Here is an 11,672-nt window from a genome sequence, read left to right on the forward strand (position 1 = left end):
CAAAAACACCTCCAAATGTCGATAAATAATTTATACGACTCTCGAGGTGTTTTTTCCTGTCTCATATTATTGGGTCACTCTATTTTACTCCTTGGGTGTTTTTATCCATAAACTATTTTAATCAATAACCGTAACCGTTTCCTTATCTCCTATAATAACCTTAGTCGTCATATCGATAAATAAACCAGTTTCTATTACGCCAACAATTTGCTTCAATTCTTTATTTAACTGGTCTGGATCTAGTATCTTTTTAAATGGGCAATCCAGTATGTAATTTCCATTGTCCGTAACTAATATTTCTCCATCAACCGTGCGTAGCTTCGGCACACAGCCAAGTTTCGAAATTTCATTTGCTGTGCGTTCCCATGCAAATGGAAGTACTTCAATTGGCAAAGGATACTCTCCCAAATGTGTGACCATTTTTGATTCATCAACAATAATAATTAGTTCCTTAGCAGCTTGTGCAATAATTTTTTCTCGAAATAATGCAGCACCGCCACCTTTGATGAGTTGGTGATTTTCGTCTACTTCATCTGCTCCATCAATGGTCATATCCAATTCCTTCACCTTGGAGAAATCTGTAAGTGGCACACCAAATTCATGCGCCCATTTCTCCGTTTGTTTGGAGGATGGAATTCCCTCGATATTTACACCAGACTCCACAAGCTCCCCTAGCTTCCGTACCAACCAATATACGGTTGATCCCGAACCAAGACCTACCTTCATACCATCTTTCACAAAAGTCGCAGCTTTTTCCCCAACCGCTTTTTTCATTTGCTCCTGTTCAGTTAGCATTACATAACCCCTCCTTGATTATTTATCTATTAATCATTATAGCTTATTCGACTTGCCTAGCAAAATTAGGAGAATACTTATAAAATTATTCCCTTCACTATTTGAAAAATTTATATTAGATACTAAACCATACAAAAAGAAGACTCGCAAAACGAGTCTTCTTTCCATCTACTATTTATTCAGCTACAATTGTATCTTCTTGCGTAACTGCTATATCATAACGGTACATATTTGTGCCATCACCGATATAGTAATTATGCACTCGATTATTTACAGGCACTAATTCTGAACGATAAAGTGTTGGAAATACTGGAACTTCATCAATCATGAATTGCTGCCACTCATTGTATACTTTTTGACGATTCTCTAGGTCAAAAGCATCTTCAGAAACACCAGCTGCTAATAATTCATCGTTTTCATCACTGGAATAACGTGAGAAGTTGAAAATTGCATCTCGACCATACAATCCTCTAGGATCTACATCGATTCCGACTCCCCAAGCTGCTGAATAAATATCGACCGCTGGATCGTCATCACCATTTTGACCTACGCGATCATAAAATGAATTAAATTCTTGTAAACGTCCATCTATAAGCTGTACATTAAGCCCAACTTGCTCCCAAGCTTGAATATAGTATTGAGCTAATGGTTCTGCAACCTCGGAACCTGACATTGATGCAAAATTAATGACAAGCTCTTCACCATCAGGAGTTTCACGGAAGTTATCCCCATCTACGTCTACATAACCAGCTTCATCTAAAATTTGTTTTGCAGCTTCTGGATCATATGGAACTCCAGGATTTGTTTCATCATGAAATTCTGGATGCGATGGTGGAATTAATGTTGTTGCGTTCCAACGCAAACCATTATAGAAACGTTCACCAACAGTAGTGTTATCTACTGCATGCCACATTGCTTTCCGTAAATTTACATCAGCCATTTTTGCATCAGGATCTGTCACAACTTCACCATTCTCTTTGTCCCAAGTACCCAATTTAAATCCAATATAAGAATATGAACGATCAATCATCCCTAAATATTCCACATTTGACATATCTGCATTATCCGGGAATTGGTCCACCGGAAATTCGCTTACTGTGTCGACACCACCGGATTCAAGCTCTTGAACAATTACATTTGGATTAATTACTTTTACAGTAACACCATCTAAATTTGGTTCGCCTCTCCAATAGTCTTCATTCTTGACCATGGTTACAGACTCACCAGGTACGATGCTTTCTACTTTAAATGGACCAAATCCAATTGGATTTTCACGTACTTCAGGTGAAGCAGACATTTCTGCTACTTCCATATCACCAAAAATATGCTTTGCTAAAGGATACGTCCATATACTACCAGTTATAAGTGACGGAGTTGCTTGGATATAAGTAATCTCTAACGTTTTCTCATCAATAACTTGGATACCTGAAATCGTCTCTGCCTCTCCACTATGGTACTCTGCCATTCCTTCAATATTGGTAAAATCAGAACCATAACGCGGACCATCATAATCTGGATGTCCGATCACTTCATGTGCGAACAACCAATCTTCAGCAGTTACAGGCTCCCCATCATGCCAGTTTACATTATCACCAATCGTGAAAGTAAAGACATTTCCACTTTCATCGATTTCATACGTAGCAGCACCATCATTTGTATACACATAGTTCTCATCCCAAGTTAACAAGGCTTCATCAAACCAGTTTAAGATTTGTGAATCCGGGTTACCTGAGTAGAAATTCCAGTTTAGTGTTCCTTCAAAAGCAGTATCGGAAACTAAACCAAATGTGAGTGTGCCGCCTTCAATTGCTTCTCCTTCATTTGACTTAATTTGGCTGAAGTCTTCAACTGAATAAAGTTCATTGTCTCCTCCATCTTCAGTCTCTGTTGAATCCTCTGAATCAGAACCACTATCAGTTCCTTCGCTTTGATCATCATCAGAGTCCCCGCTACAAGCAGCTAACGCAACTAATAAAACCAACATTAGTGCTAATAACGTCTTCATAAGTTTTGAATCACTCATAACTCTAACCTCCCCTTTTTTGTTTTCTTTCTTTTTCAGCCTCTATTAAGACTGAAATTTTATACTTAACATGAATACGTGTAAACGTATTCACGTAGGTATTAAGGCATAATTTCCACAAATTTAACCTCTTCGCTGCCTTGCATCGGTTGCACGTTTTAATGCCTGACCAACATTATTTATAGCAAGCATTAATATCAAAATAAGTATTGCTGCCGGTAGCCAAATCCACCATCTAAACTCGAGTGTTTGTGGATTTCTAGCATAACTAATAAGTGTTCCAAGACTTGGTGTACTTTCTGGGAAGCCAAATCCAAGGAAAGAAAGACCAGACTCAATTCCAATATTGGCTGCTAAATTCAATGTCATTGTAACGATAATAATTGAACTTAAATTTGGCAGTACTTGTGTAAACATAATTTTAAAATTTGACGACCCCAACGTCTTCGAAGCTTGAACATAATCCAGTTCCCTTTCCTGCAAAGCTTTCGAACGAATGAGTCTTGCAATCCCCATCCATAAAAAGGAAGACATGATGAGAGAAAAAGACCAAATACTATAATCAGATACGATTGTAACGAAAACAATAACAATCATTAATGTGGGCAGAACCATAAAAAAGTCAACTAACCGCATTGCGGCATTATCAATGTGACCACCAAAATACCCCGAGATCAAGCCAAGCAAAATCCCAACTGTTCCTGATATAATGGTAACTAATATCCCAATAGATAAGGAGTTTCTCGTTCCAATAATTAGTTGTCCAAATACATCGCGTCCACCATAATCCGTACCTAATAGAAACTGTTCATTTGGAGCTTGGTGTATTGCAAATAGATCAACTGTTACGATCTCTGACTGTTTTAAAAAAAATGAAATACCATAGACAAACAGACAAGTAAGTACCAAAAGGATTAATGATACTAACGCAACTTTATCTCGAACAATTTCCCTCCATAATATTGAAACTCCAGAGGGACTTCTAACTTGATCAGACGCTTGAACATCGGCATTAACCTTATTCGTTTCCATTTTTAAATCACCTCAGTGTCTATCGGAATTCTACTTGATACGTATTCTTGGGTCAACGATACTTAAAATAATGTCAGAAAGTAAGGCACCTAATATGGCAGCAATACCAAATATTAATACAACTGAACTTACGACGCTAAAATCTCGTAAAAGTACCGAATCAAGGAATAATTTTCCCATCCCTGGAAAAGCGAATATAGTCTCAATGAATACTGATCCTCCGATTAAACCTGAAATTTCATACCCAAAAAATGCGGCAATCGGCAATAATGAATTCCTGAAAATATGTCGATTGTAAACCCTTGATTCAGGTGCACCCTTTGCCCTCGCTGTAATAATAAAGTCTTTCTGTTTCGTATCAATTATCTCACTTCGTAAATATTGCACTGTTGAAACTGTTGTAATCACTGCCATTGAAAATGCAGGTAGTAATAAATGTTGTAATTTACTCATAAAGTACTCAAATGTACCCGGTGTTAATCCCGGTGCAACGCTTCCACCTGTTGGGAACCACCCAAAATGAAAACCGAAAATCCAAACCATTAATAATGCTGTAATAAAGAGCGGAGCTGCAAATCCAATATAGGTATAACCTGTAATTGCACGGTCTAACCAGGTATCGTTCCAGCGTCCACTTATAATACCTAATGGAATGGCCATTACATATGTAAAAATTAGTGTAAGAAGAGATAACCAGAATGTGTTAATCATTCGTTGTTCAATCAACTCTGTTACAGGCATTTTATATCGAAATGACTGCCCAAGATCCCCTTGTACAGCCCCTTTTACCCAATCAGCATATTGAACATACCATGGATTATTGAGACCAAGTCGTTCACGTTGTTGTTCTATTGCTGCCGGATCGATGTTTGGATCTATTAAGCCAGTAAGAGCGTCTCCAGGCATCATCTGTGCCAATATAAAAATGATGATACTTAATAAAACAATTTGAGGAAACGTTACAAAAAGTCGTCTAACAATAAACTTCCACATAGAATCAACCTCTCTTTGGCAAAGCAACTTTATGGGTGTCAGATATCGATTGCAAGCTGTATGCTAGCCCTTCCTGATCAAAATAATCATTATAGGATTGGTTATATTCTTCTTGTACCTCTTGGCGATATCGATATTGCTTTTCACGCATTCGCGGATTAATATCTGGAATTGCAGCAACGAGACGTTTCGAATAAATATGATGGGGATTTGTAAAAATCTCATCTTTTGTTCCCTCTTCGACATACCTTCCTTTATACATAATGCCAATATGATCACACATATGTTTAATGATTCCTAAATCATGACTAATTAGTAAGTATGTCAAGTTGAGCTGGTCTTGAATTTCTCGCATAAAATTGAGTACCTGAGCTTGAACAGAAACGTCCAGTGCTGACACAGGCTCATCTGCGATAATTAATTTCGGTTTTAAAGCTAATGCCCTTGCAACACCAATCCGTTGTCTTTGTCCACCAGAGAATTGATGTGGATATTTAAATATACTTTCTGGACTTAATCCGACAAGCTCCAATAAGTCTTGCACTTGCTTTTTCTCTTCCTGTTTAGAATGATTTTCGAAATTTCGCAATGGCTCTGCAATAATATCGAGAACACGCTTTTTAGGATTCAAGGACGAATACGGATCTTGGAAAATCATTTGAATATCTTTTCGCAAATCTTTTGTTTTACTTTTCATCGATGTAATATCTTTGCCTTCAAATAATACTTGACCTGAAGTTACATTCTCTAATCCAATAATTGCTCTTCCAGTCGTAGACTTCCCTGAACCAGATTCTCCAACTAAACCATATGTCTTACCTTGTTCTAAAGAAAATGAAACACCATCAACCGCTTTAATATGGCCAACTGTACGATTGAAAAATCCACCTTTAATCGGAAAATATACTTGTAAATCCTTAACCTCAAGAAATGCCATTTTTCTCATCCTCCTTACTTTCATCAGAGAAGTAAAAATGTGCGTGACACGTACATCTTACAAAATGTCCTAGTTCAACCTCATGTAGCACAGGGTTTTCTTCATGGGCAGAGGCGTCAATCCAAGGTATCCTCGCGGCAAAACGACACCCTTTACGCGGTAAGTTTTTTAACGATGGGACAATTCCTTGAATCACATGAAGCTTGTCTTGTCCTTCTGTTGGTACTGAATTGAGTAATGATTTCGTATAAGGATGTAATGGATTTTCAAACAATGTGTGTACTTCAGCAATCTCAACAATTTGGCCAGCATACATAACAGCTACCCGATCAGCCATCTCAGCAACTACGCCAAGATCATGTGTAATTAAAATAATTCCTGCATTCATTTCGTTTTTCAGCTTACGAATCAGATCTAGAATTTGCGCTTGAATCGTTACATCAAGTGCCGTAGTTGGCTCGTCGGCAATTAATAATTCCGGATCATTTGCAATTGCGATTGCAATAACAACCCGTTGGCGCATTCCTCCAGATAATTCATGCGGGAATTGCTCAAATACATATTCTGGGCGTGGTATCCCTACTAAATTTAATAATTCTATTACTCTTAACTTACGTTGTTTCTGTGTCATTCTGGGATTATGTAAAAGCAATGTTTCACCAATCTGTTCTCCAATTTCCATTAATGGATTTAATGCTGTCAACGGATCTTGGAAAATCATTGCCATATCATCACCACGTAATTTATTTAAATTAGTGGTTGGCATATTTACAATATCCTGATTATTGAGTAGAACACTTCCTTCTATTTTCGCACGATTGTGGAGTCTCATAATAGAAAATGCAAGCGCACTCTTTCCTGAACCTGATTCTCCAACAATACCTAATACTTCGTTTTTATTTAACGTTAATGTCACATCATCCACTGCAGCATAATAATCATCACCGATGCGGAATGAGGTTGTTAGGTTTTTAATTTCCAATAATTTATTACTCAAATTAATCCCCCTAATACACTAATTTACCTCTACTATGAAGTATGATTTATATGAAAGAGCTACATGATACAATAGAAAAAAATTACTATATTTACTTTCAAAACAGAAGGTTCTGATAATTACCCAAAAATAAATTAAGTAGACTTCCTACTTAACGAACACTATTGATTAACAGCTATTTTGTAATTATTTTCAGCCTATTACCTATTTGTGATTTTCTAATAATGAACATTATCAGGATATCACCTTGAATAAAAATCTCGATTTTCTTATCGATTTATTCGGAACTACTATTTGTTTTTTAAACATTTTGTATTATCCGAAATCAAATCGTAAATAATTCTTAATATATTAGAAGATTATAAGTGAATATTTTTATAAAAGCAATATCTTTTGATAAAATTTAACAGTACAAAATTCCGGTAATTGTCGTTATTTAAATTGGAATAACAAGAAAAGCGAGGAATAGTAAGGCTTTGACGGATATGAAAGAAATTATTTTTCTTATTATTATTTTTCATATTATATGAAAACTTTAAGTCCTAATAGCTAAATTTGTCGAGAAAATAAATCTACTAATTCCATTATTCTTAGCTCAATTCTGACAAACTTCTACAAATCAACAAATGAATACGCTTACTATTTTTCCTGGAATTAGAAAAGAGCTTCTTAGGAAATACTGTCCAAGAAGCTCTTTTCTTAAAGTACCATATAGGCTTTTTCTTTTTTTGGGGTTTTTTGTTCGGCAAGCTGCTGTATGTTGGACATTGCACCAATATCCAGATTTCCTCCGCTTACAATCACGCCGCAGTGCCTTGATTTAATTTTATCATTATGGGCGAATAAGGCTGCCAAAGCAGCTGCTCCCGCTCCTTCCATTAGTGTTTTATTTCGCTCGAGCATATACACAATGGCTGAAGCAATTTGCTCATCTGTCACTGTGACAATATCGTCTACATACTCCTTGATAATTGGCAAGGTTAAGTTCCCTGGCTCTTTGACAGCAATTCCTTCTGCAATCGTGGAAACCTTACTCAATTTCTTCACCGAGTTAGAATGATAGCTTTCAAAGATTGCCGCTGCCCCTTCAGCTTGAACCCCGATGATTCTTATATTACGATTCACATGCTTCGCAGCAACTGCAATACCGCTAATCAGTCCTCCTCCCCCAATCGGAACAAGAATGGTGTCCATCCTGTCCTCCTGGCGAAGCATTTCCATTGCAATGGTTCCCTGTCCTGCCATAATATCGTAGTCATCAAATGGATGGATATAAACAGCGCCAGATACCGATTGATGTTCGATTGATGCTTGAAATGCTTCTTGAAAACTCTCACCAATCAATACTACTTCAGCACCATAATTTCGTGTTGCATTTACTTTTGCAAGTGGAGTGCCTTCTGCCATAAAAATTGTTGCCTTGACACCAAGCTTCGCTGCAGCATGTGCCACACCTTGTGCGTGATTGCCAGCTGAGGCAGTGATTACACCTTTAGCAAGCTGCTCTTTGGACAGCTGCATTAGCTTAAAACTCGCTCCACGAAATTTAAAGGCTCCTGTTTTTTGTTGATTTTCCATTTTGCAATAGACGTGTCTTCCTACTAGATTATCTGTCGTATGTGATGTTAGTAACGGTGTACGATGAACAATGGGGGTCAGCCGCTTCATTGCATGGTAGACCTTATCACCGTTTAAGAAATCCCCAAGACCATTCACTCCTTTTTCGAACTCGAATTCATTTAATTTCTGCTAGCTTCATATGCTAAAATTTTATCCTCTTGCAGCAAGGTTAATGCAATATCATCCCAGCCATTCAATAGCTTTTCCTTATGATATTCTGGAATATCAAAGGTTATGACATTCCCTTTTTCATCTGAAATCTGTTGGTTTAGCAAATCAACATGTAATACAAATTGAGAATCTGTTGCTTCTTGCATCCACTCATTAAGTTGCTCTTCTTCCATTTTAATTGGAATAATTCCATTTTTCAATGCATTATTGTAGAAGATATCAGCAAAACTTGGTGCAAGAATAACCTTAAAGCCAAAGTCTGTCAACGCCCATGGCGCGTGTTCTCTTGAAGATCCACAGCCAAAATTCTCACCAGCTAGTAAAATCGATGAATTTTTGTATGCTTGCTGATTTAATGTAAAATCTTCTCGTGGATTTCCGTCATCATCAAATCGCCAGTTATAAAATAAAAACTCCCCAAATCCTGTACGCTCAATGCGTTTCAAAAACTGCTTCGGTATAATTTGGTCGGTATCCACATTTGAACGGTCTAACGGATATACCAATCCTTTATGCTCTTGAATTGCTTCCATTGTACCTCATCTCCTAGCTAAGTACTCCTGCAAAGTTACGTACATCTACAAATCGTCCTTCAATTGCTGCGGCTGCTGCCATTTCTGGACTAACAAGATGCGTACGTGCCCCATTTCCTTGTCTACCTTCAAAGTTACGATTCGAAGTGGAAGCACAACGTCCTCCAGCTGGAACAATATCATCATTCATTCCAAGACACATACTACACCCTGATTCTCGCCATTCAAATCCTGCTTCCGTAAAAACTTTATCCAAGCCAGCTTCTTCAGCTTGTAATTTTACACTAAAGGAACCAGGAACGACGATTGCTTTAATATGATCCTTCACTTTTCTACCTTTAACAATGGCTGCTGCTTTTTCTAAGTCACCTAATCTTGAGTTTGTGCATGATCCGATAAATACGTGATCAATTTCAATAGAAGTAATTGGTTGATTTTCTTCTAGCCCCATATATTCAAGAGCTCGTTTCACATCTTCTTTATGGTCCGAATCGGCAACAATTGGTGTATTCCCACCAACAGGTACACACATCCCAGGATTTGTCCCCCACGTAACTTGCGGTTCAATTTCATCCGCATGAATGGTTACGGTGTGATCATACGTAGCACCTTCGTCTGTTGCTAATGCAAGCCATTCTTCTGCTGCTTTTTCGAATGCGTCCCCTTTAGGAACATATTCTCTTCCCTCTAAATAATCAATCGTCTTCTGGTCCGGGCTGATCAATCCTGCCCTTGCCCCTGCTTCAATGGACATATTACAAATGGTCATCCGACCTTCCATGGACAAGTTACGAATTGCGTCACCTGTATATTCCATGACATACCCTGTACCAAAACGAACACCGAATTTTGCAATAATCGCTAGAATTAAATCCTTTGCAGTTACACCTGGACCGAGATCACCAATAACTTTAACATTTAATGATTTTGGACGCTCTTGCCAAATCGTCTGTGTTGCAAGTACATGCTCAACCTCACTCGTACCAATTCCGAAAGCTAATGCACCAAATGCACCATGTGTGGAAGTATGACTATCTCCACATACGATCGTCTTTCCTGGTTGCGTCAACCCTAGCTGTGGTCCAATTACATGAACAATCCCTTGATCCGGATGAAACATATCTGCAAGCTTGATTCCAAAATCGGCACAATTCTGCTTTAATGTTTCCATTTGCTTTTTAGAAATCTCATCTTTGACAACGTGTCGATTTTTAGTTGGCACATTGTGATCCATCGTAGCAAATGTCAAATCAGGGCGACGAACCTTGCGATTGGTCAAACGCAGTCCTTCAAAAGCCTGTGGCGATGTTACTTCATGAACAAGGTGCTGGTCAATATAGAGAAGGTCTGGTTTTCCCTCTTCTTGGTGTACCACATGCTTCTTCCATATTTTATCAACGACTGTTTCCGGTTTTCCCATTTTCTAACACCTCACTCTTTAAACGTACATATTGCAAATTGAATCTGAAATACTTTTAGTAGTTAAATTCTCTAATACGATTTCTGTTATTTTTTTAGTTCCTACCTGTTTTCCATTTTTAATATGCAAATCTGCCGTGTGATAACCTTGTTCAAGACACTCATTTACTGCTCTTTCAATCTCAGAAGCTTCCTCTTCCAATCCAAAAGAGAAACGAAGCATCAATGCTGCAGATAAAATCATTCCAAGTGGATTAGCAATCCCTTTTCCTGCAATATCAGGAGCAGATCCGTGAACTGGCTCATACATTCCAACACCGTCAGTCCTAAGACTAGCAGATGGCAGCATTCCTAGTGATCCAGTTAATACAGATGCTTCATCACTTAAAATATCTCCAAATAGATTTTCAGTTACAATCACATCAAATTGATTTGGCTGTGTAATCAATTTCATCGCAGCTGCATCTACTAATAAGTGCTCTACTGTAACATCTGGATAATCCTGCTTTTTTTCCTCAACAATTTCTCTCCACATACGGCTCGACTCTAACACATTCGCTTTATCCACCGAAGTTAAATGCTTTTTCCTAATACTCGCACTTTGGAAGCCTTTATCTATAATTCGTTCCATCTCTGTCCGCTTATAGTAAAGTGTATCAACGACAGCATTCCCATTTTCTCTTCGTTCGCTAGGTTCGCCAAAGTATAAACCACCAGTTAATTCACGGACAATCAAAATATCACTGTCTTTTATGATTTCTTCTTTTAGTGGAGAAGCATGTAACAGAGGTGCAAATCCTTTTACCGGACGAATATTCGCGAATAATCCGAGTGTTTTACGAATACCTAACAAGCCCTTCTCTGGTCGTAGGTGAGCCGGATTCGAATCCCACTTTGGACCTCCGACTGCACCAAGCAAAACCGCATCTGCATTGTTGCAAGCTTGTATTGTATCTTCTGGTAACGGCGTATTGTACGTATCAATAGCACTTCCGCCAATTGCATGCTCATTGAAAGTAAAGTGATGATTATATTCAGCTGCAATTGCCTGTAACACAGCTTTAGCAGAATCCATAATTTCTTTTCCAATACCATCACCAGGAAGTAAAATGATTTGCTTATCCATACTCGAGGGCCTCCTTTTTAAAGTAT

10 protein-coding genes are annotated in these 11,672 nt (G+C 38.0%); all 10 read right to left on the minus strand.

Translation table 11 applies throughout. From position 1 onward, the window contains the following. Positions 1–117: 117 nt before the first annotated feature. The gene (gene rpiA, locus F1560_RS04420; protein WP_149473434.1) at positions 118–795 is read right to left on the minus strand and encodes a ribose-5-phosphate isomerase RpiA; all 678 of its coding nucleotides are present in this window, start codon (positions 793–795) and stop codon (positions 118–120) included. Positions 796–970: 175 nt separating this feature from the next. Then, entirely contained in the window at positions 971–2,818 is a 1,848-nt protein-coding gene (gene opp4A / locus F1560_RS04425; protein WP_149473435.1) for an oligopeptide ABC transporter substrate-binding protein, read from the minus strand. Positions 2,819–2,941: 123 nt separating this feature from the next. Further along, complete coding sequence (locus F1560_RS04430) at positions 2,942–3,850, minus strand: ABC transporter permease (protein ID WP_149473436.1); 909 nt, start codon at positions 3,848–3,850, stop codon at positions 2,942–2,944. 30 nt (positions 3,851–3,880) lie between these two features. Continuing rightward, positions 3,881–4,843 (minus strand): oligopeptide ABC transporter permease, encoded by a 963-nt coding sequence (gene opp4B, locus F1560_RS04435; protein ID WP_149473437.1) that lies wholly within the window; start codon positions 4,841–4,843, stop codon positions 3,881–3,883. 4 nt (positions 4,844–4,847) lie between these two features. Then, complete coding sequence (locus F1560_RS04440; RefSeq protein WP_149473438.1) at positions 4,848–5,780, minus strand: ABC transporter ATP-binding protein; 933 nt, start codon at positions 5,778–5,780, stop codon at positions 4,848–4,850. Further along, positions 5,767–6,777 (minus strand): ABC transporter ATP-binding protein, encoded by a 1,011-nt coding sequence (locus F1560_RS04445; RefSeq protein WP_149473439.1) that lies wholly within the window; start codon positions 6,775–6,777, stop codon positions 5,767–5,769. Before F1560_RS04445 ends, F1560_RS04440 begins: the two co-directional genes overlap by 14 nt. 699 nt (positions 6,778–7,476) lie before the next feature. Further along, entirely contained in the window at positions 7,477–8,445 is a 969-nt protein-coding gene (ilvA, locus tag F1560_RS04450; protein ID WP_149473464.1) for a threonine ammonia-lyase, read from the minus strand. A gap of 71 nt (positions 8,446–8,516) precedes the next feature. Next, the gene (leuD, locus tag F1560_RS04455) at positions 8,517–9,101 is read right to left on the minus strand and encodes a 3-isopropylmalate dehydratase small subunit (RefSeq protein ID WP_149473440.1); all 585 of its coding nucleotides are present in this window, start codon (positions 9,099–9,101) and stop codon (positions 8,517–8,519) included. Between the two features lie 13 nt (positions 9,102–9,114). After that, entirely contained in the window at positions 9,115–10,521 is a 1,407-nt protein-coding gene (gene leuC / locus F1560_RS04460; protein ID WP_149473441.1) for a 3-isopropylmalate dehydratase large subunit, read from the minus strand. Positions 10,522–10,539: 18 nt separating this feature from the next. Beyond that, on the minus strand, positions 10,540–11,646 hold the full coding sequence (gene leuB, locus F1560_RS04465) for a 3-isopropylmalate dehydrogenase (RefSeq protein WP_149473442.1): 1,107 nt from the start codon (positions 11,644–11,646) through the stop codon (positions 10,540–10,542). Between the last annotated feature and the right edge of the window lie 26 nt (positions 11,647–11,672).

The organism is Oceanobacillus polygoni, assembly GCF_008304605.1.
Taxonomy (GTDB): domain Bacteria; phylum Bacillota; class Bacilli; order Bacillales; family Amphibacillaceae; genus Oceanobacillus; species Oceanobacillus polygoni.

Bases quoted from the DNA above. Each gene is read 5' to 3' on its own strand.
- F1560_RS04430 (WP_149473436.1), bottom strand. From the start codon at position 3,850: ATGGAAACGAATAAGGTTAATGCCGATGTTCAAGCGTCTGATCAAGTT.
- leuB (WP_149473442.1), bottom strand. From the start codon at position 11,646: ATGGATAAGCAAATCATTTTACTTCCTGGTGATGGTATTGGAAAAGAA.
- leuD (WP_149473440.1), bottom strand. From the start codon at position 9,101: ATGGAAGCAATTCAAGAGCATAAAGGATTGGTATATCCGTTAGACCGT.
- ilvA (WP_149473464.1), bottom strand. From the start codon at position 8,445: ATGAAGCGGCTGACCCCCATTGTTCATCGTACACCGTTACTAACATCA.
- rpiA (WP_149473434.1), bottom strand. From the start codon at position 795: ATGCTAACTGAACAGGAGCAAATGAAAAAAGCGGTTGGGGAAAAAGCT.
- opp4B (WP_149473437.1), bottom strand. From the start codon at position 4,843: ATGTGGAAGTTTATTGTTAGACGACTTTTTGTAACGTTTCCTCAAATT.
- F1560_RS04440 (WP_149473438.1), bottom strand. From the start codon at position 5,780: ATGGCATTTCTTGAGGTTAAGGATTTACAAGTATATTTTCCGATTAAA.
- leuC (WP_149473441.1), bottom strand. From the start codon at position 10,521: ATGGGAAAACCGGAAACAGTCGTTGATAAAATATGGAAGAAGCATGTG.
- opp4A (WP_149473435.1), bottom strand. From the start codon at position 2,818: ATGAGTGATTCAAAACTTATGAAGACGTTATTAGCACTAATGTTGGTT.